General features: G+C 70.2%; 16 protein-coding genes and 1 pseudogene. 13 read left to right on the forward strand and 4 right to left on the reverse strand.

Annotation, left to right across the window (positions count from 1 at the left end):
• Positions 1 to 241 precede the first annotated feature (241 nt).
• Positions 242 to 1,282, reverse strand: coding sequence for a LacI family DNA-binding transcriptional regulator (locus tag ACFWXQ_RS07120; RefSeq protein WP_383938741.1), 1,041 nt, complete (start codon positions 1,280 to 1,282; stop codon positions 242 to 244).
• Between the two features lie 262 nt (positions 1,283 to 1,544).
• Here ACFWXQ_RS07120 and ACFWXQ_RS07125 point away from each other — a divergent pair, with 262 nt between their 5' ends.
• The 7 genes from ACFWXQ_RS07125 (at position 1,545) to ACFWXQ_RS07155 (ending at position 9,993) form a co-directional block, all read left to right on the forward strand.
• Positions 1,545 to 2,642 carry a LacI family DNA-binding transcriptional regulator gene (locus ACFWXQ_RS07125; RefSeq protein WP_383938744.1) on the forward strand — a complete coding sequence of 366 codons (1,098 nt, stop codon included), beginning with the start codon at positions 1,545 to 1,547 and terminating at the stop codon, positions 2,640 to 2,642.
• A gap of 55 nt (positions 2,643 to 2,697) precedes the next feature.
• Complete coding sequence (locus tag ACFWXQ_RS07130; protein WP_383938747.1) at positions 2,698 to 4,296, forward strand: FAD-dependent oxidoreductase; 1,599 nt, start codon at positions 2,698 to 2,700, stop codon at positions 4,294 to 4,296.
• A gap of 100 nt (positions 4,297 to 4,396) precedes the next feature.
• Positions 4,397 to 6,526, forward strand: coding sequence for a hydantoinase/oxoprolinase family protein (locus ACFWXQ_RS07135; RefSeq protein ID WP_383938750.1), 2,130 nt, complete (start codon positions 4,397 to 4,399; stop codon positions 6,524 to 6,526).
• A complete protein-coding gene (locus ACFWXQ_RS07140) occupies positions 6,523 to 7,122 on the forward strand; it encodes a hypothetical protein (protein ID WP_383938753.1) in 600 nt (199 codons plus the stop codon). Before ACFWXQ_RS07135 ends, ACFWXQ_RS07140 begins: the two co-directional genes overlap by 4 nt.
• A gap of 3 nt (positions 7,123 to 7,125) precedes the next feature.
• Positions 7,126 to 8,442: a transporter gene (locus ACFWXQ_RS07145; protein ID WP_383938756.1), complete on the forward strand. Its 1,317-nt coding sequence runs from the start codon at positions 7,126 to 7,128 to the stop codon at positions 8,440 to 8,442.
• A gap of 64 nt (positions 8,443 to 8,506) precedes the next feature.
• Positions 8,507 to 9,517, forward strand: a complete 1,011-nt coding sequence (locus ACFWXQ_RS07150) for a hypothetical protein (RefSeq protein ID WP_383938759.1) — start codon at positions 8,507 to 8,509, stop codon at positions 9,515 to 9,517.
• Positions 9,518 to 9,672: 155 nt separating this feature from the next.
• Complete coding sequence (locus ACFWXQ_RS07155; protein ID WP_383938782.1) at positions 9,673 to 9,993, forward strand: hypothetical protein; 321 nt, start codon at positions 9,673 to 9,675, stop codon at positions 9,991 to 9,993.
• A 209-nt stretch (positions 9,994 to 10,202) separates the two neighbouring features.
• Here the strand turns inward: ACFWXQ_RS07155 and ACFWXQ_RS07160 are convergent, their stop codons facing one another.
• The gene (locus ACFWXQ_RS07160) at positions 10,203 to 10,742 is read right to left on the reverse strand and encodes a winged helix-turn-helix transcriptional regulator (RefSeq protein WP_383938762.1); all 540 of its coding nucleotides are present in this window, start codon (positions 10,740 to 10,742) and stop codon (positions 10,203 to 10,205) included.
• A 93-nt stretch (positions 10,743 to 10,835) separates the two neighbouring features.
• Here ACFWXQ_RS07160 and ACFWXQ_RS07165 point away from each other — a divergent pair, with 93 nt between their 5' ends.
• A complete protein-coding gene (locus tag ACFWXQ_RS07165; RefSeq protein WP_383938764.1) occupies positions 10,836 to 11,603 on the forward strand; it encodes a class I SAM-dependent methyltransferase in 768 nt (255 codons plus the stop codon).
• A gap of 149 nt (positions 11,604 to 11,752) precedes the next feature.
• The gene (locus tag ACFWXQ_RS07170) at positions 11,753 to 12,580 is read left to right on the forward strand and encodes a GntR family transcriptional regulator (protein ID WP_383938767.1); all 828 of its coding nucleotides are present in this window, start codon (positions 11,753 to 11,755) and stop codon (positions 12,578 to 12,580) included.
• A 1,136-nt stretch (positions 12,581 to 13,716) separates the two neighbouring features.
• Here the strand turns inward: ACFWXQ_RS07170 and ACFWXQ_RS07175 are convergent.
• Positions 13,717 to 14,952, reverse strand: a pseudogene (locus tag ACFWXQ_RS07175) (MFS transporter); the annotation flags it as partial.
• A 123-nt stretch (positions 14,953 to 15,075) separates the two neighbouring features.
• Between ACFWXQ_RS07175 and ACFWXQ_RS07180 the strand changes: the two are divergent.
• The gene (locus tag ACFWXQ_RS07180; protein ID WP_383938771.1) at positions 15,076 to 16,044 is read left to right on the forward strand and encodes a LysR family transcriptional regulator; all 969 of its coding nucleotides are present in this window, start codon (positions 15,076 to 15,078) and stop codon (positions 16,042 to 16,044) included.
• Positions 16,045 to 16,095: 51 nt separating this feature from the next.
• Here ACFWXQ_RS07180 and ACFWXQ_RS07185 read toward each other — a convergent pair whose 3' ends face one another.
• On the reverse strand, positions 16,096 to 16,728 hold the full coding sequence (locus tag ACFWXQ_RS07185; RefSeq protein ID WP_383938774.1) for a DUF1707 domain-containing protein: 633 nt from the start codon (positions 16,726 to 16,728) through the stop codon (positions 16,096 to 16,098).
• Between the two features lie 312 nt (positions 16,729 to 17,040).
• Here ACFWXQ_RS07185 and ACFWXQ_RS07190 point away from each other — a divergent pair, with 312 nt between their 5' ends.
• Genes ACFWXQ_RS07190 through ACFWXQ_RS07200 form a run of 3 tightly spaced genes read left to right on the forward strand, consistent with a single transcriptional unit; the run spans position 17,041 to position 25,808 of the window.
• Complete coding sequence (locus ACFWXQ_RS07190) at positions 17,041 to 20,775, forward strand: hypothetical protein (protein ID WP_386267723.1); 3,735 nt, start codon at positions 17,041 to 17,043, stop codon at positions 20,773 to 20,775.
• Entirely contained in the window at positions 20,772 to 24,956 is a 4,185-nt protein-coding gene (locus ACFWXQ_RS07195) for a hypothetical protein (protein WP_383955773.1), read from the forward strand. The genes ACFWXQ_RS07190 and ACFWXQ_RS07195 overlap by 4 nt, the downstream gene beginning before the upstream one ends.
• 6 nt (positions 24,957 to 24,962) lie before the next feature.
• Positions 24,963 to 25,808 carry a hypothetical protein gene (locus tag ACFWXQ_RS07200; protein ID WP_386267725.1) on the forward strand — a complete coding sequence of 282 codons (846 nt, stop codon included), beginning with the start codon at positions 24,963 to 24,965 and terminating at the stop codon, positions 25,806 to 25,808.
• Positions 25,809 to 25,994: the final 186 nt, after the last annotated feature.

The raw sequence follows: 25,994 nt of genomic DNA on the forward strand, positions 1-25,994 counted from the left end.
GCAAACCGACTGCGTGCTCAGCGAAAGTACACGCCGTCACGATCACACCGTCCGGGTTAAATACATCGGCATCTCCGATGACCTGCGGAAATCCGACGACCGCCCGCCTACGAAACTCTTTCGCAGCCTGAGCGGACAACTCCGTTACGCTTCCCGCCTGTTCGAGCCGCTCAGGCGCTTTACCTCCGGGAAGCGGGGAATTCCGGTACGGCCAATGTCAGTGGGACGGGCGCCCGCCCCCTCACTCCGTACTGACCGGGCGGCGCACCGATGTGGACGTGCGCAGCACCAGTTCCGTCGCCAGTTCGATCCGTGATGACGTGGGCGGCCGGCCCTCTGCCAGTTGCACCAGTACCCGGGTGGCCTCGGCGCCCAGTTCCTCGAACGGCTGGCGCACCGCGCTGAGCGGTGGGCAGGCCATGGCCGCCACGAGTGTGTCGTCGAAGGACATGACGGCCAGGTTCTCGGGAACTCTGAGTCCGTGCCGGCGGGCGGCCTCCAGGACGCCGAGCGCCTGTGCGTCGCTCGCCGCGAAGACGGCCGTGGGCGGATCGTCGGAGCGCAGGATCTGCAGGCTGGCGATCAGCGACTCCTCGAAGTCGAAGTCCGTCGAGCGCACGATCGCCGGGTCGTACGCGACGCCCGCCTCCTCCAGTGCGGCCCGGTAGCCGTGCAGCCGCGCCGCCCCGGCCAGCGAGTGCGAGCGGCCCGCGACCATGCCGATCCGGGTGTGCCCGAGTCCCAGCAGGTGCTGTACCGCTTCCCTGGCGCCGCTCCAGTTGGTCACGCCGATGCTCGGGATGTCGTGGCTCGGCGCGCTGAGCGGGTCGATCAGCACGACCGGCAGCCGCTGCTCGACGATGCGGCGCTGGTCGTCCTCGGCAAGCATCGAGATCACGATGATCAGCCCGGCCGCGTCGAGCGCCACGCACTCCTCCAGCCACTTGGAGATCGAGCGCTGACCGGTCGTCCCGGTCACCACGTCCACACCCAGTTCGTCCGCCGCGTCCACGATCCCCCGGACGACTTCGAGGGTGTACGGGCCCGACAGGTCACGGAACACCGCGATGATCTGGCGCGGCGCCGCGGGATCACGCTCTCCCGGTCGTACGAACCCGTGGCGCGCCAGCAGTTCCTCGACCCGGGCGCGCGTCGCCGCACCGACGTCGTGACGCCGGTGCACCACCTTGGACACGGTACTGAGCGACACCCCCGCCTCACTGGCGATGCCGGTCAGCAATCCGTACTGCGCATCGACGCGCGCCCTGCCCCGAACCGTCACTCGTGCGCCTCGCCTTGAGCCATGACCCGAAACCCCGCCGCAAGCTAACGGGACGAAAAGCCGGCAGGCAAGGGTCACCGACCGCGCCACCCTGCCGCAGCGGGCCGGCCCGACCGGTGTCGCTCTCTTTCACGGCACTTCCGTCCCATGTCTTGACCCGCTGGGCGGGGAGGTGCAATCTCTCGTCAATACGCATTAGGTAATACGCATTAACGACGCAGTCGCTGACAGGGCCAAGCCCTGCCCGGAGGAGAGAAACACTGTGGAACCCAGGAAGCGGCCCGGACGTACGCCCGCTCCGGCCGGACGTACGTCACGGCCCCGGCAGGCCGAGGTGGCTCGGCTCGCGGGGGTGTCGCAGGCGACCGTGTCCCTGGTGCTGTCCCCGAAGCCCGACGGCAAGGGGCGCATCATCTCCGAGGAGACCCGGCAGCGGGTCCTGGAGGCGGCCCGCAGCCTCGGCTACGTTCCCGACCCGGCCGCCCGGCGGCTGGCCGCCGCCCGCAACAACCTGCTCGGCGTCTTCAGCTTCACCGCCACGTTCCCCACCGATGTGCAGCACTCGTACTACCCCTTCCTGATCGGCGTGGAGCGCGAGGCGGCGGCGCTCGGCTACGACCTGGTGCTGTTCACGGGGTCGAGCACCGGCGGCGCGGGGGCCGCGGGTCCCGACGCCCTGAGCCGGGTCCGGCTCGCCGACGGCTGTCTCTTCATCGGTCGGCACACACCCCGGGCGGAGCTCAAGCGACTGGTCGAGGACGGCTTCCCGGTCGTACACCTGGGCCGCCGCGAGGAGTTGGAGGGCGTGGCATGGGTGGGCGCGGACTATGTCGAAGCCACGCGTGAAGTCGTGGGCCATCTGGCCGAGTTGGGGCATCGGCGGATCGTCCTCGTCCGCGAGGACGACGACGCTCCCGCCTCGGCGGACCGTCAGCGAGGCTTCCTGGAAGGGCTGGAAGCCGCAGGCCTCCCCTCCGGGCCCACGACCGTCTTCCGGTCCGCGGATCCGCAGCGAGGCCTCACGCCCGAGCGGCTGCGCGCCTGGGCCGATGAAGGAGTGACGGCCTTCGTCGCCGAGGAGACCGACACCGGGGCGGCCTGGCGAAGCCTGCTCTCCGCCACGCGCGAGGCGGGCCTCGACTGCCCCGGAGACGTGTCCCTCGCCCTGCTCGGCAGTCCGCCCGCCGACCTGGCGGCTGAACCCGAGCCCACCGGATTCGACATCCCCCGCCCGCAGTTGGGCGCCGCGGCCGTACGGCTGCTGGCCGCGCTCGTCGCGGGCGAGGAGGCGCGAGAACCGCTCGTCAGCTGTGTCTTCCGCCCTGGCCTGACGGCCGGACCGCCGCGCAGCCGTCCCTGAGTACGGCCGAACGAACCTCACCGCGGATGAACCCGATCCAGCAGCAAGGAGAAGCGTGATACCCGAAGCAGACATCCTCGTCGTGGGCGGCGGCCTCGGTGGCGTGGCCGCCGCACTCGCCGCCTGCCGGGCAGGGCGCAGCGTCGTGCTCACCGAGGAGACGGACTGGATCGGCGGCCAGCTCACCAGCCAGGCCGTACCGCCCGACGAGCATCCGTGGGTCGAGCGGTTCGGCACGACCGCCTCGTACCGGCGGCTGCGCGAGGAGATCCGGAGGTACTACCGCCACTGGTACCCGCTGCGGGCCGAGGCCCTGGCGCTCACGGATCTCAACCCCGGAGCCGGCCGCGTCAGCAAGCTCTGCCACGAGCCGAGGGTCGCCCTCGCCGTCCTTGAGGGCATGCTCGCGCCCCACCGGGCCGCGGGACGGCTGACCGTACTCACCGAGCACCGGCCGATCTCCGCCGAGTCCGACAACGATGTCGTACGGTCGGTGACTCTGGAGGACCTGCGCGACGGGACGCAGCGCACCCTCACCGTGCGGTACGTCCTGGACGCCACCGAGACCGGCGAACTCCTCCACCTCGCGGGCGTCGAGCACGCCAACGGGGCCGAGGCACGCGCCGAGTTCGACGAACCGCACGCCCCCGACGAGGCCCAGCCCCTCAACCAGCAGGGCATCACGGTCACCTTCGCGCTCTCCCACCACGAGGGCGAGGACCACACCATCGACCGCCCGGAGGACTTCGACTTCTGGCGCACCTACCAGCCCTCGTTCTGGCCGGGCCCGCTGCTGGGCTTCGAGGCACCCGACCCGCGCACGCTGGAGCCGGTGCCGCGGACCTTCGTACCGAATCCGGACCTCGACCCGCTCGGCGTCTCCGCCGACCAGAGTGCCGATGCAGGTGACAAGGAACTGTGGGGCTTCCGCCGCATCCTCGCCCGCAAACTGCACTCGCCGGGCGCCTTCGATTCCGACATCACGCTCGTCAACTGGCCGCTCAACGACTACTGGCTCAAGCCGTACATCGGCCAGGAGACCGAAGCGCTGCGCGAGGCACGGCAGTTGTCGCTGTCGCTGCTGTACTGGCTGCAGACCGAGGCACCGCGCACGGACGGCGGGACCGGCTTCCCGGGCCTGCGGATCCGCCCGGACGTGACCGGTACGGCGGACGGCCTGGCCAAGGCGGCGTACGTCCGTGAGTCCCGCCGTATCAAGGCCGTCACCACGGTCACCGAGCACGACGTGGCGATCGACCTCGTCGGCCCGCACGGCGGAACCCGGCACCGGGACTCCGTCGGCGTCGGCAGCTACCGCATCGACCTGCATCCCTCGACGGGCGGCGACGACTACATCGACATCGGGTCCGTGCCGTTCGAGATCCCGCTCGGCGCGCTCGTGCCGCGCCGGATGCGCAACCTGCTGCCCGCCGGCAAGAACATCGGCACCACGCACATCACCAACGGCTGCTACCGCCTCCACCCGGTCGAGTGGAACGTCGGCGAGGTCGCCGGTGCCCTGGCCGCGCACTGCGTGGCCGAGGACGTCGAGCCGCAGCAAGTTCAGGCCGAGGACAAGCGGTTCGAGGAGTTCGCGCGGCTGCTCGACCGCGACGGAGTGCAACGCCACTGGCCGGACGTACGCGGCTACTGAACGACCCACGCGTGTACGGGAGTTCGGGCGGGGGCGACTCAACCCGCCCTGCCCGGCGACCGCCCGCGCGAACCGATCCAGCACAAGGAGGTGCACGGATATGAACACACCCCGCATCCGCGTCGGCATCGACGTGGGCGGAACCTTCACCGACGCCGTAGCCGTCGACGCCACGACCCTCCAACTCCTGGGGCAGGTCAAGGTCCCCACCAGCCACCATCACGAGGACGGCGTCGCGCACGGCATCGTCGAGGCGCTCGACCGGCTCCTGGAGCAGACCGGCGGTGCCCCCGCCGACGTCGCGTTCCTGGCGCACGGCACGACCCAGGCCACCAACGCTCTCCTGGAGGGCGACGTGGCGACCGTCGGACTGATCGGCATCGGGACCGGCCCCGCGGCGGTGCTCACCCGCCGCCTCGCGTCGTTCGGGAAGCTCGAACTCACCCCCGGCAAAAGGCTTCCGCTGGCCTACGCCCATGTCACCGACCCTCAGGACACGGCAGACGTCCGCCGCGCAGTCGAGGAGCTGAAGGGCGAAGGCGCTCAAGTCCTCGTCGCCAGCCAGCCGTTCAGCGTCGACCGCCCCGAGGGCGAGCAGGCGGTCCTGGACACGGCACGGCCGTACGGGCTGCCGATGACGGCCGCGCACGAGATCACCTCGCTGTACGGGCTGCACAAGCGCACCCGCACCGCCGTCGTCAACGCGGCGATCCTGCCCCGGATGCTGGCCACCGCCGACCTCGTCGACGCCTCCATCACGAAGGCGGGCGTGACCGCGCCGCTGATGGTGATGCGCTGCGACGGAGGTGTGATGGCGCTCGACGAGATGCGCCGCCGCCCGCTCCTGACGGTCCTGTCGGGACCGGCTGCCGGGGTCGCGGGCGCTCTGATGCAGGAGCGGGTGAGCGAGGGCGTGTTCCTCGAGACCGGAGGCACGTCGACCGACATCAGCGTCGTACGCCGCGGCAAGGTCGCCGTCCGGCACGCCACCATCCTCGGCAAGACCTCGTATCTGAGCGCCCTCGACGTGCGGACGGTCGGTGTCGGCGGTGGCTCGATGGTGCGGATCGGCGGCGGCCGGGTGACGGGGGTGGGGCCGCGCAGCGCGCACATCGCGGGGCTGCCGTACGCCTGCTTCGCCTCCCCCGACCAGCTGCGCGACGCGCGTGTGGACACCGTCCGGCCCATGGACGGTGACCCCGCCGACTACGCCGTGATCGACGCGGCGGGCGGGCGCTTCGCCGTCACCTTGACCTGCGCCGCCAATGCCCTCGGCCGCGTCCCTGAGGGCGACTTCGCCCGCTGCGACCCCGAGAGCGCCCGTGCCGCGATAGCGCCGCTGGCCGCCCATCTCGGCACCGACGTCGCGACCGCGGCGACGCGGATCCTCGACGCGGGCATCGCCCAGGTGAAGACGGTGGTGGACGCCATGATCCGCGACTACCGCCTCGACAAGGACACGGCGATCCTCGTCGGCGGAGGCGGCGGTGCCGCGTCCGTCACCCCGCACCTCGCGCACACCAGCGGCATGGAGGGCCGGATCGCCCGCCACAACGAGGTCATCAGCCCCATCGGCGTCGCCCTCGCGCTCGTACGGGAACAGGTCGAGCGGATCGTGCCCGGCGCGACGCAGGAGCAGATCCTCGCCGTACGGGCCGAGGCGGAGCGGGCGGTTGTCGCCCAGGGCGCCGCCGCCGAGGGTGTCGAGGTCGAGGTCACCGTCGACCCACAGACCAACACCGTGCGCGCGGTCGCGACCGGAGCCACCGAACTGCGCACCCAGGACCGGTCCCACCGCGCCGACGACACCGAGCGGCTCCATGCCGCGGCGGCCAGCCTCAAGACCGACCCCGCGGCGGTCCACGTCCTCGCGGGCACCGCCGCCCACACCGTCTACGGCACCGAGACACACCGCCGCCTGCGGCCGACCCGCCGGCCCATACGGATCGTCGATGTGGACGGTGTCGTACGCCACCACGCCGCCGACGCCCGCGTGGAGACCACCACCGTGGCCGGTGCCCCGGAGGTGCTCGCCCGGCTGGTGGGCGAGTCCACCTCGTACGGCGACGGAGGGGTACGGGCCCCTGCCCTGCGGCTGCTGCTCGGCGCCCGCATCGCCGACCTGTCCGGCGTCCTCGATCCCCAGCCTCTACTGGCCCTGGCGCGCAGCGAGTTGCGGGCCCGAGCGGCCGACGAGCCGGTGGTCGCAGTCCTGGAGGTGCGCTCATGACGGCCACTGAACTCGCCCTGCAAGAGCGGGCGTTGATGGATCCCACTGCCGTCGACGACATCGAGTGGGGCGTACGGCTGCTGGCCGCCACGCCCACCCACGAGGGCCGGGACCGCGAGCTGCTGCGCCAATGGGCCTGCCGGGCGGACGAGTTCGGATCCCGGCTCGCTCCCGTCCGGTCCACCGCGCGGGTGATCGAGCGGGATGACGGCCTGGAGCGAATGCTGCTCGCCCGCTACACGTCACGGCCCCCGACGGTCGAGCTGTACACCGACACGCTCGCTCTCGCCGAGGAGTTGGTCGATGCCCGTGGCTGGCGTGCCTGGTACCCGCCGGGCTCGGTGCGCGCGGCAGCGCTGGCCCACGAGGCGGTGCACGCCCATCTCCACCACGGCCCCGCGAAGGCCGCGCTCAAGCAGGCGCTCGACCACACCCTGCTGCGCATCGGGCGCCACCGTATGGCCGGTCATGTCGCCGGCGCCGAGGAGGTCGCGGCGCACGCCTACGCCCGAACCGTCTGCGGACTCGGCCGCAGCCCCCTGCTCCTCACCGCCGCGCTGCGCGCGGAACTCACCCGGCCCGGAAGAGAGAAGTGACCCATGGGTGTCGTCATCCTTCTCGTCATGGCGGCCGGCGTCGCCCTGATGCTCACCCGCAGACTGCCCACCGCGTTCGCGCTGGCCCTGCTCGCCGTCGCCATCGCCTTTCTCGCCGGGGCACCGTTCACCGGCGAGAACAGCGTGCTGGACACCGTTCTCCAGGAAGGCGCGCCTGCCCTGGCCGCCACCATGATCGCCATCATTCTGGGCTCCTGGCTGGGCAAGCTCCTCGACGAGACGGGCATCGCGGGCACACTCGTCCGCAAGATCGTCGAGTTCGGCGGTGACCGCCCGACCGTGGTGGCCCTCGGCGTCCTCGCCGTGTCCGCACTCGTCGGTACGGTGACCGGCTCGGCGCCCGCCGCCATGCTCGCCGGCATCATCGGCATCCCCGCCATGATCGCCGTCGGCGTACCCAAGGTGACCGCCGCGGGCACGGTGCTGATGGGCATCGCCGTGGGCATCCCCTTCGAACTCCCACTGTGGCAGTTCTTCTCGACCGCACTGGAACTGCCGATCCCGACCGTGCGCGGCTTCATGGTGAAGCTCTTCCCGTTCGCCCTGGCCGCCGCTCTCGCGTTCGTCCTCGTCGAGACGCGAAGGCGGGGCACCGAGCACGCCTGGTCGCTCAAGTCCGTCGACTCCCCCGGCTCTCCCGGCTCCTCCGGCTCTCCCGGCGCGAAGCCTCGTTCACGTCGCGCGGAGCTGGGCGACGCACCCTGGTACGCGTTGCTCGCCCCCGCCGTCCCGCTCGTTCTCGCCCTGGGCTTCGAACTCGCCATCATTCCTTCGCTGTTGGCGGGCGTCCTGTACGCGCTGGTCACCACGACCAGGCCCGGCGGGATGAACAAGCGGCTGCTGCGCACCCTGTACGGCGGCTTCGAGGTGGCTGCCCCGCCGCTCGTCCTGTTCATCTCCATCGGCATCCTGCTCGCGGCGGTGAAACTGCCCGGTGCCGTGGACGCACTCGAACCGCTCGTCAAGGCCGTCAGTCCGCAGAACCCCGTGGTGTTCGTCCTCGTCTTCACGCTCCTGGTCCCGCTGTGCCTCTACCGCGGCCCCCTCAACGTGTTCGGGCTCGGCGCGGGCATCGCGGGCGTCCTCATCGCCGCCGGCATCTACCCCGCGGTCGCCGTCCTCGGCATGGCCACCTCGTACAACCAGGTCTTCGGCGTCGCCGACCCCACCAGCACGCAGACCGTGTGGAGCGCCCAGTACGCGGGCGTCTCTCCCCAACAGGTCATGGTGCGCACCCTGCCGTACGTCTGGGCGGTCGCCCTCGGCGGCCTGTGCGTGACCGCGGCCAGCTACCTCTGAGCCCGGACCTCGTCCGGTCCCGTCCCGCCGAGCCAGTTTCCTTCCTTCTGTCATTGGAGCCACCATGCAGGAGCACAACCTCGACCGGCGTCTCTTCCTTCGCGCCACTGCGGCCACCGCGGCCACCGGAGCCGCCCTCACCGTCGGGACGTCCCTGGGCGCCCAGTCCGCGGCCGCAGCGCCTGGCGGATTCCCCGACTACACCTACGTCCGCACCCTTCTGACACCGTCCAAGCTGAAGTACAACCCGACCGGCGAGATCATCTTCCCCTGCATCAGGGGGGTCTACGACAAGCTGAGCGCCCCGCTCGGCCGCTACTACCTGTACTACGCGCCGCACGACGCGCCCGGTGGCATCTGCCTGGCTTACGGCAACTCGCTGGAAGGGCCGTTCACGGAGTACCCGTCGAACCCGATCGTCTCCAACAAGTGGTCACCGCACTACTCCGTCAGCCATGTCTCGTCCCCCCACGTGCTGTGGAACGCGGACGCCAAGGAGTTCTGGCTGTACTTCCACGGCGAGAACACCACGACCCGCCTCGCCCGCTCGACCGACGGGATCCACTTCACGTACGACAAGGTCGTACTGTCGGCATCCATGCTCCCGGCCGGAACCAACGAGACGTCGTACGCCCGGGTCTTCCGCCACGACCTGCCCTCACGCGGCGCCCGCTACGTGATGGTCTTCATGCTCAACAACACCACCAACCACCGTGACATCCACTGGGGTTGGTCCGCCGACGGCCGCACCTGGGCCTCCGAGCAGCAGCCGCTGATCCGGCACGGCGACGTCGGCGCCGTCAACGTCGGCGGCCCACACCTGCTCTACCGCAACAACAGCACCTACGTCGTCTACAACAAGGACAAGGAGAGCGGCGGCGACATCATGATCACCGAGATCGGCAACGACTTCAGCAAGCGCACCCACCTCGGCGTCTTCTACAACTCGCGCAGCACCGCTCCGGAGAACGGGCGCTCCGCGGCACCCTCCTTCGGCACCGACGGCGGCGTCCCGTACATGATCTACGAGGCGGGAGAGCGACTCTCCGGGGCAATCGCGGTGGCCCGGGGCTGATCCACCGGGCCACGGCGCCTCAGCCGACGGCAGATCCGGAGCGGCACGTATATCGCGTTGCGAGCCCAGAAACGCGTTGTGGGTCCAAGGGCGACCGCCATAAGGTCACCGGCATGTCTGTTCGTCTTCGTATGCGTCAAGCACTGCCGGAAGCCATGCGTGCCCGTGACAAGGCTGCGGTGAGCGCTCTGCGATCAGCACTTGCAGCGCTGGACAACGCCGAGGCGGCGCCCGTGGACGAGGCCCAGCTGCGCGGCGTGGCCCTTGAGCAGTCGCCGGTCGGTGCCGGCGCCACCGAAGCGGTGCGGTGTGAGCTGAACGAGCGCGAGGTAATGGATGTCGTGCGCGCCGAGGCCGCCGAGCGACTGGAGGCCGCGGCACAGCTGACCGCACCCGCACACACCGACCGAGCCGCCCGGCTCCGAGCGGAGGCCGCCGTGCTGCTTCGGCTCCTCGACGATCCCGGCACCGCGTAGGACACGGCAAGGCACCGCATCGCGTCGGAAGCGACGCAGGAGGCGGGCCCCGGGCGAGACACTCCTGGCCGGTGCGGGGGCAGTCACCCTCGCTGCCCCCGCCCCAAGGCGCTCGCACCTTGGGGCGGTTGGGAACGACAGGCATGGGCACCGGCTCACAGTTCGTACCGCGGTTGGTCGAGCGTGGCTGGTGTGGCGATTCGGCCCGTTCAAGCGGGATTGTGGGCCGGGGCCGTCTCCGGAACGCCCTCTCCCCGTGCAGCGATCAGCGGCCCCAGTAGCTGTGTGCCCGGCCCCACCCGACCGCCGGGGCCGGGTAGTTGGGTCGTGTCGGCCACCGTGAGCGGCTCCCGGCAGGCGTCGCAGGCCACTATCGGCGTGGCCAGGTGCCCGCAGGCATCGTGGCGGATCTGGGCAGGCGGTCCGGCGGGCCCCGCGTACCACTTGTCGCCCCAGGTCATCAGCGCCAGCAGGACGGGGTAGAACTCCCGGCCCTTCTCCGTGGCCACGTACTCCTCGCGCGGCGGAGCGGTCTGGTACCGCTCGCGCGTCAGTACGCCCTCCTCGACCAGCAGGGCCAGCCGCGCGGCGAGGGTCTTGCGGGACAGGCCGATGTCCTCCGCCAACTCGTCGAAGCGGCGGATACCGACGAGGACGTCGCGCATGATCAGGGCCGTCCAGGCGTCGCCGAACAGATCGGTGGCGCGGGCGATCGAGCACGCGACGCCGGAGAGGGGGGTACGGGTCACTGGCCCATCGTATCGCCGCCGGGTTCCCTCAGGGAACTTACGGATGCTAGGTTTACCAAGGGAACCTGACCTGACTTGTCGAGGGAGCCTGCCATGGCCGCCGCCCCGCACATCGCACTCGACACGGCCGGACCCACGGCCCTCGACGGCCGCCACATCCGGGCCCTGACCTTTCAATCGGTACGGCTTGAGTACCTGCGCCGCGTGCTCTCGGAGGTGGGCCTCACGGCGGCCGGCAGCCGGGCGCTCGTCGTCGGGAGCGGGCGCGGTCTTCCCGCCCGCGGCCTCGCCCAGCTCGGTTTCGAGGTCGTCGCCGCCGACTCGTCCCCCGCCGCGACGGCCCTCGCCCAGGAGGCGGACGACGGTCTCGGCATCACGTACCTGACGGCACCCGCGGAGGAACTCGGCCTGCCGGACGACTCCTTCGACCTCCTGTACTGCGCCGACACCCTTGAGATCACCGAACGTCCGGACGCGGTCCTCGCGGAGGCGGCGCGCGTGCTGCGCCCCGGCGGAGCCTTCGTCTACGACACCGTGAACCGCACCCCCATCTCTCGCCTCATCTACCTCGGCGCCTTCCAGGCCTTCCCCGGCACTCGGATCATGCCCCGCGGCCGCTACGCCGCACACCGGCTGCGCCGCCCGGCGGAGCTCGCCGAGGCCCTCGCCCAGGCGGGACTGTCCGCGCGGAACGTTTCGGCGTTCAAGCCGCGCGACGTACGCAGCCTGGTACGCGCGACGCGCGGGCGCAGGCGCGGCACGCTGACCGACGAGCAACTGCCGGAGCTGGTCGACATGGTCCTTGACCCAGAGGGCAGCCCGGTGGTGACGTACCTGGGCCACGCGATCCACCGGGCATGAGCCCGGTTCCCCTCCCTGGCCTCCGGCGTTACCCCTGCACTGGGCATCAAGGTTTGCGGCACGGCCGTTCATCAGGTGGGCGGGGGCGATAGATTCGGTATGTGGTGTCGTCAGGAGGCAGGGAACACAGAGGGCCGGCGTTCCGTCGGGTGGACAATGCCCTGCGCGAGCAGTTGACGAACGGAGCATTCCGGCCGGGTGAGTTGCTGCCCCCGCAGCGGCACCTGGCCGCCGAGTACGGGGTCTCCCGCGACACTGTCCACCAAGTCCTGCGGCAACTGGCCGCCGATGGCTGGATCGAGTCGAGGCAGGGCAGTGGCATCCGGGTAGCCAAGGTCCCTTCTGTCGCCCCGGCCAGGCCGGGTGCCGAGCGGCGCGATCACGCGCTGCTCCTTCCACTGATTGACACGGCGTTCGAGCAACCCACGGTTTCTATTGACGTCTTCGCCCTCACCTCCGCAACTCTGGCCCGCCACCTGAGGCACCAGACGGAACGCGTCAGGGCGAAGGACATCTCACCGGAGCGCCTGCACGTCCGCGCGCTCCTCCCCTGGGAGGACGAGCCTCTCGCATACCCACGCGCCAAGGACCCGGACGATTCCCGGGTCCGGCAACGCTGGCAGACGACGATCCGCACACACATCAAGGACATGCAGGAGTGCTCCAAGGCGCTGCGTGAGGCAGGCGTCGACGCCCGGCTGGAAATCCGCAGGGTGCCACTGACCCCGCACTTCAAGCTGTACGTGCTCAACAACTCCGACATGCTGTACGGAACCTATGACGTGGTCGAGCGAACGGTCACCGTCAACGACGGCACCGACATCGAGGCCCTGGACGTAGCCGGCCTGGGCTCGAACCTCTCGTACCACCGTCGAGAAGAGGTCGAGCAGTCACACGACTCCACGTTCTTCACGAGCATGCAGCACTGGTTCGACTCGGCCTGGAACCTCCTGGGCCAGGACCGTACGACGGGCTGACGAACGTCACGGAGATCGTCGCCTTCCGCGTCGTGGCGTGCGTCAATCGGGAGCGTCGCACGCTTGATCGCGCGCGGTCAGGGCAGCATCCCCCGAATGCTGCAGACCGCCGAAGCGGAGATACGGGCCCCCGCCGCGCACTCCTACTGCGGTCGCATCAAGTCCAAGTCCTCGCCCCATGCGTCCAGCACCGCGCCATGCCCGGCCCGGCGGGCTACCGCCTCGACCTGGGTGAAGAGGCGACGCTGTGTGGGCACGTCGCCCATTCCTGAGATGCGGTCCGTGGCGTCGAGCAGCATGGCGGTGTCCCAGCCAGGCAGCGGGAATCGGGCCAGCTCCCATTCCAGGTACTTGTTGTAGGGGCGGGGGCGACGGTCGATGGCGAAGAGCAACTCCAGCAGGAACCGGATGCTGTCGGCGGCGTCGAGTCGGGCCGCGAGCGCATGTCCGTCGCGGTCGTTCTTGACCGAGCGGTAGAGGGAGTTGGCGTAGGCATCAAGCCACTCGCCCGCCTCCCGGAAGGCGTCATCGGCAGCGAGCCGTGCCTTGCCGGTCAGGATCTGGGCGATGCCTCCATCGAGCCGGTCGAGCACGATCCGCGCGCGGGAGAGGGCGTACCGCTCGAAGCCGGGCATTCCGGCGGCGCGGAACTCTTCGAGGGAGAGGATGACGAGGTCGAGCTCTGGGGTGCGGTGCCCCGCGCACCGGGTGAGGGCCGTCGTCGCGCCATCGGCGAGGACGACGTACAGGTCGTGGTCGGAGTGCTCGGTGGTCATGCCCTCGTGGGCCCGGGACCCCTTGAGGAGGAGGCCGACGACAGCTGAATCAGCGGCGGCCAGCTCGACGAACGCGTCGTAGGTGATGGGCTGCTGAGCAGTCATTGCGTGATCTCCGGTGTTGTGATGACGGGTATGCCAGCCGGGCGACCTCAGACTCATCGAGGTCACCCACACCGTCTGCGGCAGCGCTTGGCCGCCGCCCGGAAGATCAACGCACGTACGGACCCTACCGCCCGACCGGTCGAGCGAATCGCCTGTACGGCAGGGGTCTCGGCCCCGTCCGCCGGCCAGCACACCACCGCCCTCCGGAACGCCGGCCTGATCGCACGCCATCCAAAAGACGGCAGTCATGCTGCCCGGACTTTCGCTCGGCACCGCAGGCTCAGCGGCCGACAAATGCATCCGCTTGGGCAGCAAGAGCGGCGTGGCGAGCAGGAGGACTCCGGACATGGTGATCGCGGTGAGCGGGCTGGTGAGTGTGGCGAGGACGCCCCAGATCACCATGAGCGCAGCTTGCAGGAGTTTGCTGGTGGCGCTCCAGGTGCTGAGCACTTGGGCGGTGCGCTCCACAGGAGTCCGCTGCAGGCGTTCTGTTGCGTAGATCGGGTTGAAGATGCCCATGCAGGTGATCAGCAGGCCCTCCACGATGATCACGGTGAGGAGTCCGGGGACGCCGGGCCGGACGAACGCGAGACCGAGCGGGAACAGTGATCGCAGCCAGCCGGAGACGCTCATGACCCGATATCGGCCGTAGCGGGCCACGAGGCGCGCGGACAGGCGGGCGCCCGCGAAGCCCCCGAGCGCCGGGATACCGAAGGCGAGACCGTATTGCCAGGCCGGGAAGTGGTATTGGCCCAGCAGGAGGACTGCCAGGAGCGGGGCGGTGGCCATGATGAGGCCGCCGACCAGGATCGAGTTGAGGAACAGGCGTCTCAGTACGCGGTCGTGGAGGATGAACCGCCAGCCGCGGAGCAGGTCGGCTCCGCGCAACCTGGTGGCCCGGTCGCGGGGTGCCGCGATGTCGCCTCCTCGGATACGGAGGACACCGAGCGCGGACAGCAGGTAGCTGAGGGCGTCGGCCATGACCGTGATGACCGGGCCGAGCACCCCTATGAGTGCGCCGCCGAGGGGCGGGCCCGCCGCGGTCGCCACCCAGCTCGTGCCCTCGAATCTCCCGTTCGCCACAAGAAGGTGGTCGCCACGGAGGAGGTACTTGAGGTACGCGCCGGATGCGGCGGAGAAGGCGATGCTCGCGGTGCCGGAGATGACCGAGACAACCAACAGTTGGCCGTACGACAGGAGGCCGAGGACGTACGCGATCGGGATACTTGCCACCGCGACGAACCTGATCAGGTCCATCGCGATCATCACCGGACGCTTGGCCCGGTGCTCGACCCACGGCCCGAGGGAGAACGCGACGATCGCCGCGACGGCAAGCCCGGCCGCCTCCAGCAACGACACGGCGAACGCCGACGAGTGCAGCACCTGAACCGCGATCAGCGGAAACGCGCCGAAGGCAAGCCACGTACCGTATGTGCTGACGGCGTAGGCCGACCACAGCCAGCCGAAACTGCGCCCCAACTGCACGCGCATGCGACTCCCTCGCGACAACCGATGTTCGAGTCGCTGAATCACACCGGACGCACCCTCGCGGGATCAAACAACCGACTCCCGGGCGAGCCACAACCATCGGTTGGGCACGTCTATGCTCGTTCAATGGATACCGAGGCGGTGCGATCGTTCGTCCGCGCCGCCGAGCTCGGGCAGCTGCAGCACGCGGCCGACGAGCTCGGCGTGACGCAACAGGCCGTGTCGAAGCGGATCGCGACCCTGGAGCGCGAACTCGACGTCCGCCTGTTCACCCGCACCGCCAGAGGGGTCGAGCTGACACTCGACGGCCAGGCCTTCCTCCCGCACGCCCGGAGCATCGTCACGGGTGTCGATCGCGCCGTCACCGCGATCAGACCGGGCTCGCGGGCCCTTCGGATCGACGTTCTCGGCCTGCGATCCGCGCAGGCCGTCGTCCTGCACGACTACTGGCGGTCGCACCCCGAAACCGACCTCGACGTGGTGACCCTCAGAGTCAACGACCCGCGCCTGGCGGTCACCGCCGTCCAGGCGGGCGAGCTCGACGCGTCGTTCCGCTCGGTCACCGACCCGGCCACACTGCCGCGCGACGTGCAGATGATCCACGCCTTCGATTCCCCGCTGGAACTCCTCGTCGGCCCGAGGCATCCGCTCGCCTCCGCTCGGACACTGACACCAACCCAGCTGCGCCGACACCGGATCTGGGTGCCGGGTATCGCGCCGCGCAGCGAATGGGCGGAGTTCTACGATCAGCTGGCCACCGACTTCGACCTCCGCGTCGACGCAGCGGGGCCGAACTTCGGCAACGAGGTGCTCCTCGACATCCTCGCGGACTCCGCGGACGTGGCAACCCTCGTGGGCTCGCGCGACCGGTACATCTGGCCGACGAACCACGACCTGCGCCGTATCCCGATCGTGAATCCGACGCTCGCGTACCCGCTCTCGCTCATCCTCCCCCGAGAGAATCCGCACCCAGGACTCCGGGCAGTCATCAACCACTTCGGAAGCCTGGCACCGCTCCCCGAGACGGTCTGGCGCCCCTCCTGGGCAGCAACACCACGCCCCGGCGACGGACCAACACCCGTCGAACACAGCTGACGCTGACGGCCGGGGGCTGCAAGAACAGCTGCAAGCGTCTGCGGAAAGGGATCAGGGCCTGCGCAGCAGCCACCGGCCGAACGTCCGACGCCGGGACCGCACCACCACGCGGCCGAAGGACTTCAGACCGACCAGCTCCACTCGCAGAGTGACGGGCGCGTCAGGATTCGTCGGAGTCCGGCGGTACTTGACCTTGCTGTGCACCAGCTGCAGACCGTCGGTATCGACCACGACACCCGGCCTCGTGACCAGCGTCAGGGTCTTGCCCGTCATGCCTACGTCGATCCGCAGGGTGTCGTGTGTGATCACTGCGTCGGTGAAGTCGAGCGTCACCTCGCAGTACGTCACCGCGAGTTCCATCCTCCGCGGCACCACCCAGCGTCCAAGGCGCTCGATCGCGCCGCTGTGGACCTGTTCGATCCGGACCACGTCCTTGACCTCGGCCACGGTCGTGCCGGTCGCGGCCGAGACGGGCGGCAAGTCGGCGGTGAGCGTGGCCAGTTCGCTCAGAGTCCGCGCCGACAGGGCGGCTTCCAGGCGCTCGTCCAACTCGTCCGCGGTCAGCAGGCCGTCCCCCGCCGCGATACGCAGCACATCCACCACCCGGTCCCGGTCCGCATGGGAGGCCCGCAGCTCGGGCGACGAGCCGGAGTGCTTCCCGGTGGGCGAAATCTCTCCCGGCATGCTTCCGTCCTGGTCCTGTCGAACGTCTCCGCGCGACGCGGGCAGCGGCGCGAAGAGAAGACTAACGCCATATCGCGACATGGCCCCCGGACCCCACTCCAAGTGGCCATACCCCGGCCACACCCCCAAGTGGCGCCACCGCACCGACACAAACTGAACGTCAAACCTCCCACCAGACCGTCACTCACTCGTTCGGGTGCACATCCGAGATGAATCACCCATACGGCTTAATTCGCATATTGAGCCGCATGCGAGGCCGGGGCTACCGTCGGCGACCGGCGCGGACACTCATCACCTGGGCAGGAGCGGCTGGTGACCTCTTCGATTCCGAATCCGGCACCCATCAGGCTGTTACGTACGGAAGATCTGCTGGATCTGAGATTCAGCTTCCTGGGGCTCCGCCTGGACGATCCGCTGCTCGGCAGGCGAACACTTCTGCGGGCCGATCCGGCGGTCGAAGGCTGGGTGGTGGTCGAGTTCGGCCCTCAGCACGTCACCGAGCAGGCGTTCTTCGAGTCCGCCGGACCCGGACTGCCCGCCGAGGGTGAATCGGGTCCGGGCGAACCCCACCCCGCGCCGCCCGTGCCCGCACGGATCGGCGGGCGCAGCGCCCTGGTGTTCGTCGTCGGTGAGCAGGACCGGATCGACTACTCGCCCGCCGGCCTGCTGACCGCCATGCGCACGCTGCCGTTGCGTGTGGTCGACGCGGCGCGGGCGCCGGTCACGCCGGCGGTCGCCGCACGACTAGCCGAGGCCGTGGCGGAACATCGCGCCGAACACGTCCTGCGGGCGGTCCGGACCCTGGCCGAACTCACCGCGCGGTACGACCCGGAGACCGCGCTGTCCGCGGTGCTCGGCACCCGCCGTCCCACCATGAACCCGCCCGCGATCGCCGCACCGGAGCCGGAGCCGGAGGCGGGCGTGGAACCGGGCCTGGAACCGAGGCCCGGGCCGGAGAACCCCCTGGCCGACCCCTCCAACCCCCGCACCGGCATCGAACTGCCCTACCGCCTGCTGCTGTCGCCCACCCAGGACGCGCGCTGGACCCACACCGTCGCGCTCGACCCGCCGCAGCCGCAGGAGCGGATCGCGCTGTGGCACACCGGACTGCGGCAGGAGACCGCCAGGGTCGTGTGGACCCGGGACCCCGACTTCGTACCGGACCGGGTCAGCCTGCCCCCACCGCGCCAGTACGAGTTCCGCATGCCCCTGGACTCCCGGGACCGCCACCAACTGGTGCACCTGACCTCGAACTTCGCGCTCACCGGCGACCGGCCGCCCGAGCCGGTGGACGTGCGCAACCTGACCCTGTCCAGTCTCGGCGGCGGCCTGGACTCGATCGGCCGCTGGCCGGTTCCGCCCACGGACCTGGACATCACTCAGTGGCGGCACCGCGCGGCCCTCGGCCGGGACCACTATGTGCGGGTCATGTACGCCGGGCGGCTGTGCCCGTTCGGCCACCGGGCCGAGCTGGTCAAGGTCACCGAGCGCAAGTTCGACCACACTCGTCCGGACCGCGGCGCCTATCTGTCTCAGCGCATGTTCATCGTGGTGCGCGAACCCGTCATCAACTACGACCGTGAGGTCTACGGGCCCGGCGACCCGCCGCGGGACCAGCTGCATCTGCTGTTCCCCTTCACCAGCGTGCAGTTGCTCACCTCGGTGACCCCGGATCTGGCCGAGCCCGCCAATCTGGACGGCATCCTGCCGAACGAGTACGCCTTCTTCGCCGTTCCGTACGGCAGGGATCCGACCAGGCCCGAGGACGCGTTCCGGTTCTCCGTCAGCGCCGTCGACCGGGACGGCAGGCTGGTCGAGTTCCAGGTGCCCCTGCTGTTCCTGGGGAAGACCGCGCACGAGTCGCCCACCGCCGTGAGTACCGTCGTCGACCGGTACAACGCGCAGGACAGTCGGCCCACCTCCGGCCCGCCGGATCCGACCGCGCCCGTCGGACGGGTGACCGCGGCCCTGCGCGGCCAGTCGATGGCGCTGGCGCCGAGCACGACACCGGGTGACACCGCGCTCGACGTCGCGGAGGCTGTCTGGGGCATGGAGACCACCGAGGAGTTGCTGGCCGGGGAGAGTGAGGCCGCTCCTCGGTTCGTGCCCCGGCTGCGCTGGGCGCGCGGGGTGCTTCCGCAGGTCCGCCATCTGAGCGGGTTCAGGTCTGCGGTGCCGCTTCGCTACCCGCCTCCCTTCGTCAAGCACGGGTTCGGGGACGGCAACGGCGGCGAGCTGTTCGTGGAGCTCCTCGATTCCGCGCCGATGACCTTCCATGACGCGGGCGAGAAGTCCGGCGCCCTGGTGACGCCGAGTTTCTCGGTGGCGGGCGTGTCCCGGCTGACCGGCCCGGTCGCAGCGCCACCGCTGCCACCTCCACCGGGCGGGAGCGCGGTGGAGGTGGCCGGATACGACTGGTCCGCGATCGCCGGCGGCGGGTTCGACCCGACGGCGTTCTTCGGCGACAACGCCAAGCTGTTCGGGGTCATCCCGCTGGTGGAACTGCTCAAGGCGACGGGCCTTGACAACCTCCAGGCACCGAACTTCTTCGCCGAGACGGTCGACGCCGTCACGGGTTTCCTCGGTGATCTGCGCCGGGTGCGCGGTCTCACCGCCTCGCTGGAACGGCTGTTCCCGGAGATCGCCACCCTGGTGATCAGGACGACCGACTCGGCGGTGATCTTCGCAGAGACCCTGACCGCGTTCGTCGTGGGCCGGCTCAAGGACGACCCCGAGGCGCCCGGAATCGACGACGTGGAGAACGCGTTCCAGGCCTTCTCGACCGCGCTGACCCTGCTGCGCGACAACCTGCCCGCCGCCACGGACGCCGGAGTCCGCGCCGTACTGGAACGCGTACAGCAGCAGGTGGCGACCTGGCAGGACACGGTCGGCGGCGCCCTGGCACTCAAGGACGCGATTCAACTCGCGGCCAAGGGCGCCAAGTTGGCCGCCGTGGTGAACGCCAGGATGGAATGGGCGCCCGATCTCAGCGACTGGCCGGAGCCCCCGAAGGACCCCGTCTTCCATCTGCCCGACGGAGCGGCCGGGCACCTCACCCTCGTGGTGGACCGGCGAGGCGCGCTGCGCGAGGGCGTCCCGCAGGGCGCCGACGTCACCTGCACGCTGTCCAACTTCGACCTGATCCTGGTTCCCGGTGTGCTCACCGGCCTGGAACTGCACTTCGACCGGATCCGGTTCACCATGCGGATCGGCAAGAAGCCGGACATCGAGGTGAAGTTCGGGCGCGTCCGGTTCGTCAACGAACTGTCCTTCGTGGAGACGCTGCGCGAGCTGATCCCGCTGGACGGTTTCAGCGACCCGCCGGCGATCGAGGTGACCAGGTCCGGCATCACGGCGAACTATTCGATGCCGCTGCCGAGCGCGGCGGTCGGGGTGTTCAGCCTGGAGAACATCGCGCTCAGCGCCTCCCTCCAAGTGCCCTTCATCGGCGGCACGTTGGAGGTCGGTTTCGCGTTCTGCCGCCGGGAGGCGCCGTTCCGGCTCACCGTCTCCATGCTGGGCGGCGGCGGGTACTTCGGCATCGTGCTGTCCGCCGAGAAGATCAAGGTGCTGGAGGCCGCCCTTGAGTTCGGCGCCGCGGTCTCCCTGGACTTCGGGGTGGCCAGCGGAAGTCTCTCCGTGATGGCCGGGGTCTACTTCCGGCTGGACATCGAGTGCGGCGTGAAGCTGGTCGGGTATCTGCGGGCTCGCGGCGAGGTCGACGTGCTCGGCCTGGTGTCCGCCTCGATCGAGCTGTATCTGGAGATCGGGTACAGCGAAGGCTATGCGGTCGGCCGGGCTACCCTGACGATCAGCATCGAGATCGGCTTCTTCTCCGAGTCGGTGGAGATCACCTGCGAGAAGCGGTTCGCCGGCTCGGGCGCCGCCCCCCTGGCCGCGACGGCAGGGCTCGCGGCAGCCGATCCCCCGCCCATCAGCCCACCGACGTTCGCCGACCTCATGGCCGGCTACCCCGACCCGGTCACCGGAGAAGAGCGGGACCCCGTGTTCGAGTACTGCACCGCCTTCGCGGGGGTGACCCGGTGACCACCAGCCCCTCCGGGAGCGACCCCGTACCCCCGACCCGCACCCTGCGCTGGACCGTGCTGCCCGACGGAGTCGTCGGCAAGGACCCGGGCGGTCACGACATCCTCCGGGTCTCGGTCCTGATCACTCCACTGCTCACCGGATCCGCCCGACTCGGCGACTACGCGGGGATGCGCGACTGGCCGGCCACCCTGAACGGGCTCGTCGCGAGCATGTCCCTCGCCTTCTACGACAGTTCGGACGGACCGGCAGGTACGGTCACCTCGACCACGCCCGCCGACCGGTTCCCGCCTGCCGACAGCGGCACATGGACCACGTTGTTCCGCGACGACACCCTGGTGCAGCCGCCGGGACAGTCACGCGCGGCGCTCGCCGAGCCGGTCAGGAAGACCCTCCGCTCCTATCCCGCGACCGCGGTCCACACCGAAGTCACCGGCCTGTACCGGGAGGTGGCGGTCGCCACCACGGCCGACCGCGTCCGGCTGGAGGCCGCCGCCCGTGAACTGGGCGAGTGCGGTCCGCCGGACCCCGACCTCAACCAGGGCTGCCGGTTCCCCTCACCCAGCACGGTCCTCTCACTGATCGGTGAGGGGGTGAAGGACTTCTCGCTCGATCCGTCCACGGTCTACTCGACCCTCGACACCCTGCTCAACCGCGGCCACGGGGTCGCCGACGACGCGTCGCCTTACACCCCCAGGGTCATGCGGCGCACCGGCAACCCGGCGTACGAGCCGGAGGCCAAGACCTTCGCGTTCGCCGAGGCCCACCGCTTCTTCGACCGCACACCGTCGTCGGCCGACCGGACGGCCGCGCCGGAACCACAGCCGCACCGCGTCGACTTCCATCAGGCATGCACGCTGCTGGCCGACTACCCCGAACTGCAGCGCAGGTTCGGGCTGGTCGTCGACCTGCTCTTCACCGCACCGCCCGGACTGGGCGACGAGGGTTCGGTCCAGGTCTCCTTCGAAGGGCACCCGGACAAGGACCTGCTCCACGCGCCCGGTCTACGGCCGTTGACCAGACTGCGGTACCGGGCGGGCTCCAGGTTCGAGCCCCTGTCCGCGGACGAGGACGTCCTGCGCACCAGGATGCTCAACCTCGGCTCGGACGCCTTCCAGGTGACCGATCTCGACGTGGACGGCTCGGCACTGAAGTACGTCGACTACGCCAGGGCCATCAACAGCCTGGACCAGGGCCTCCTCGACGACACGGCGCCCGCACGCAAACAGCTGGGCACCGGTACCCCGGCGGCGCGCGGGAGCGGACTCACCGTGCTCGTGGCCGACGGAGAACACCGGCTGGCGGGCCGGATCGGCTCGGACGGCGAGCGCGTCGCGACGCCCGTCGACCCCAAGCTGCACGCGGAGGACCTGGTACGCGGCTACCGGGTGGACGTCGGCGTCGCCGACACCACCGGCGAGGTCCACAGCTGGCACTCGCTGTGCCGGCGGGTGGGCACGTACACCATCCGCCGCCCAGGTGAAGTGCCCGTCCCGCTCGTCGTCCGGCCCGACGAGGGCCAGGTGAAGACCAGCGCGGTGACGAAGCAGTCGCCCGACGCCGACGAACTGTACGGCCACCAGGCGCTGTTCGGCTGGGAGGGGTGGAGCCTGGTCGCCGCGCGCCCCGGAAAGACGATCAACCTCCAGGACCGGCCGGAGGCGGTGGTGCCGGAGGTCTCCCCGGACGTGCCGCTGGAGACCCGGTTCACCGCGCAGCCCGGCAGTCTGCCCGCCCTGCGCTACGGCGAGACCTACCGGCTGCGGGCGCGCTCCGTCGACCTGGCCGGCAACAGCCTCTCCCCCGCCGCCCCGGTCCCCGACGAACTGGCCACGCCGGCCCTGACGTACCGGCGCTGGGAGCCCGTGCCGCAGCCGGTGGTCGTACCTCTGAAGCCGTTCAACGAGGGCGAGTCCGCGGAGCGGCTCGTCATCCGCAGCACGGTCGAGGACGACGGCAGGGAGATCTCTGCCCTGCGGTACAGCGTGCTGCGCTCGGACGTTCCGGACCACGGCACCGATTCCGGCATCGACCATCTGGACCGCAGCTACCGCTTCCGCGACGAGCGGCACATCGCGCCGCCCAAGTGCGCGCTGCGCATGGCCGAGGAACACGGCTGCTACGACCCGGCGTTCGGTCCTGACGTCCCCGAAGGGGTGCGCCGACGCTACTTCGCCTCCGCCGCCCGCGAGTCCGGGTCGTTCCTGGACACCGTCGTCAGCGATCCCGAGAACCCGCACTTCACCACCGACCTGCTGCTGCGCCGCGAGATCCATGTGGCCAAGCACAGTGTGGACGACACCGAGCCGCTGACCGAGCTGCCGCTCACCCATCGCGGCGCGGGCCTGAAGACCGGCGAGTTCGTGATCCACGACCGCGACCAGCTCCTGCTGCCGTATCTGCCGGATCCACTCGCCCGGGGTGTCTGTCTGCGCGGTCTGCCGGGCACCACCGGCAACTACCTGGTCTCGTTCGCCGGGCCCTGGCCGCAGGCCAAGCCGTTCGTGCTGCGCATCCAGGAGGGCGACGACGAGCCGCTGCTCGAAGACACCCTGCTGCGGCGCCGGTTGACGGTGTATCTGACGAAGAGCGAGACCGCCCGTGTCTACCTCAGCTGCTATCTCGACCCCGCCGACCTCCCCCTGCTCAACCAGTGGACCCTCCTGACCCGCTCCGACTACTGGGCGGGGCTCCGGCAGCGGGACCGCGACTTCTTCACCCAGGTCAGTGCGGCGGGCGAGAACTGGCTGCTCACCCCTTGGGTGCGTCTGGACCTGGTGCACGCGGTGGAGAAGCCGCTGCGTCCGCCGGAGCTGGACAGGCCGAGCGCCGACCGGGATCCCGGACAGATGTCCGCCCGGCTTTTGGGCAACCTGCTCGTGCACGGGGACAGCACCGCCCAGGTGGCCATGGAGGGCGCCTGGAGCGAGTGGGTCGACGACGTCACCCAGGCGGGACCGCGGCGCTTCAACCACCTGGCCCACCTCGACGACACGACCATTCCTGCGGACGCCGACCTCGTCGGCCTCTCACGGGCCCACGAGTTCGGCGACACCCGGCACCGCAACCTCACCTACACGCCCGTCGCCATGACCCGCTTCCGCGAGTACTTCCACCCGAGCATCACCGGCGACCCGAAACTGGTCACCAGGACCGGCCCCGGCGTCGCCGTGCCGGTGCCGAGCTCCCGGCGCCCCGAGCCGCCGGACGTCAGCCACCTCGTGCCGACGTTCCGCTGGTCACGGACGGTCGACCAGGACACCCGCACGGTGACCCGGACCCGGCATCTCGCCGGTCTGCGGCTCTATCTGAACCGCCCGTGGTACTCCTCCGGCGACGACGAACTCCTCGCCGTACTCCTGGATCCGGACGGCGAACTGCCCGACGAGTACGCCACACGATGGGGCATCGACCCGGTCTGGGCGGACACCACGGCCATGCCCCCGCCGTCGACGGCCAACTTCCCGAATTCCACCGCCACGGCCACCGACCTGCCACTCGCCGAGTCCACCGGGGCAACCCCGCAAACCGTGTCCATCGCCGCCTACACGCCCACGTACGACGCGGACCGCCGCCTCTGGTACGTCGACATCGACGTGGACCTCGCCACCGCGGGACCCACCGCCTACTTCCCGTTCCTGCGCCTGGCCGTCGCCCGCTACCAGCCCTTCGCTCTGCAGGGCCTGGAGCTGTCGAAGGCGGTGGTGGCCGAGTTCACCCAGCTGCCACCGCACCGGACCGTCACCGCCACCACCGTCGACAACCACCCGCGGCTACGACTGTCCGGCCCGGCCACCTTCAATGAACTCGGCCGGCGGATCGGCTCGGGCCTCGCCGCGGTGAAGGGAAGCCGACGGGTCCGGGCCACCCTGCAGAAACTGGCGGCCGGCAACGAACTCGACTGGGTACCGGTCGGCGACCCGGTCGAGCTGAGCTGTCAGCCGGACGGCAACGCCTTCGCCTGGACGGTCGACTTCCCGGCCCGCCCCACCGAACTGCTGTCCCGCTACCGGTTCCTGGTCGAGGAACACGAGCTGTACCAGACCGACCCGGACACCGCCGCCGAGACCGTACCCGTGGCCGGCGTACCCGTCCCGGTGGCCCGCCGCCTGGTGCACGCCGACTATCTGCCCGCCAAGCGCGGACTGCTCGGCGGCATCGTCATCGACATCGAGCTGTGAGGGGCCATGCCGACGAAAGCACGTACCAGCTACGCGGTCGCCCTCGCCACGGTGGACCTGCTCTGCCTGGTGCCCATGGCACTAGACGCGCCGCAGCGCCCGGCCGCCGTCGCGGCGGCGTACGACCGGCTGAACGACGTACAGCCGCACCGCGGGGGCGCCGGTCTCTCGGTCTTCCCGACCGCCACCACCTACGACTGCACCGCCGGATTCGCCGTACGCAGCAAATCCGACCCCAGGACAGTGGGCATGGTGACCGCCGGGCACTGCTTCACACGGAACCGCATTCTCGGCTCCGGCAACGACGCCGGCGGCGCGATCGACTTCGGCGCGGTCACGGTCGTGAAATACCAGAAAAACGTGCCCAATGGGACACATGACATGGAACTGATCACCGGTGTCCCCAGTCAGACCGGACCGCAGACCTATGCGCCCACCCTCTGGGTCGACCCCCGGGTCCCCAGCGCGATGCGCGTCGTGGACACAGGCGCTGCGAGCCTGGGCGACAGCCTTTGCTACAGCGGAATGGTCACCAGGGCGAACTGCGGGTTCACGGTCCGGACCCTGACGGAAGGCAAGTCGTGCAGCAGGGAGCCGGGACACGCCAACGACTGCACCATCGGCCTCGCCGAGGCCACCAAGCCGGTCTCGACCGGCCCCAGGCCCGGCGACTCCGGGTCACCGGTGTTCAAGATCGAGAACGGCAACGCCGTCATCGTCGGCATGCTCGTCGGCGGAGATCCCAGCAGTGACGGGCCCCCGCACCGGGACGCGGCGGTCGTCTTCCACACGCTCCAGCAGATCGAATCCCCCAACGGCCTCAACGTCAGGGCACTCACCCAGAGCCCCTGAGAACCGCTGGGGACCCACACAGACCCGACCCGCCACTACGGGGGGAAGTGACGGGCCGGGCCTGAGGTCCACGGTGCCACACTCGCCCCCGGAACGCGCGGTCTCCGGAGGAAGTCACACATACGCAAGGCTGCCGTCCCCGCCCCACGGCCTGATTCTGCGGGAGCGCGCTCATCCGAGCCCGGT

The sequence above is a fragment of the Streptomyces sp. NPDC058697 genome, assembly GCF_042715345.1.
Classification (GTDB): domain Bacteria; phylum Actinomycetota; class Actinomycetes; order Streptomycetales; family Streptomycetaceae; genus Streptomyces; species Streptomyces liliifuscus.

Bases quoted from the DNA above. Each gene is read 5' to 3' on its own strand.
- ACFWXQ_RS07135 (WP_383938750.1), top strand. From the start codon at position 4,397: ATGAACACACCCCGCATCCGCGTCGGCATCGACGTGGGCGGAACCTTC.
- ACFWXQ_RS07140 (WP_383938753.1), top strand. From the start codon at position 6,523: ATGACGGCCACTGAACTCGCCCTGCAAGAGCGGGCGTTGATGGATCCC.
- ACFWXQ_RS07145 (WP_383938756.1), top strand. From the start codon at position 7,126: ATGGGTGTCGTCATCCTTCTCGTCATGGCGGCCGGCGTCGCCCTGATG.
- ACFWXQ_RS07150 (WP_383938759.1), top strand. From the start codon at position 8,507: ATGCAGGAGCACAACCTCGACCGGCGTCTCTTCCTTCGCGCCACTGCG.
- ACFWXQ_RS07155 (WP_383938782.1), top strand. From the start codon at position 9,673: ATGCGTGCCCGTGACAAGGCTGCGGTGAGCGCTCTGCGATCAGCACTT.
- ACFWXQ_RS07165 (WP_383938764.1), top strand. From the start codon at position 10,836: ATGGCCGCCGCCCCGCACATCGCACTCGACACGGCCGGACCCACGGCC.
- ACFWXQ_RS07180 (WP_383938771.1), top strand. From the start codon at position 15,076: ATGGATACCGAGGCGGTGCGATCGTTCGTCCGCGCCGCCGAGCTCGGG.
- ACFWXQ_RS07185 (WP_383938774.1), bottom strand. From the start codon at position 16,728: ATGCCGGGAGAGATTTCGCCCACCGGGAAGCACTCCGGCTCGTCGCCC.
- ACFWXQ_RS07200 (WP_386267725.1), top strand. From the start codon at position 24,963: ATGCCGACGAAAGCACGTACCAGCTACGCGGTCGCCCTCGCCACGGTG.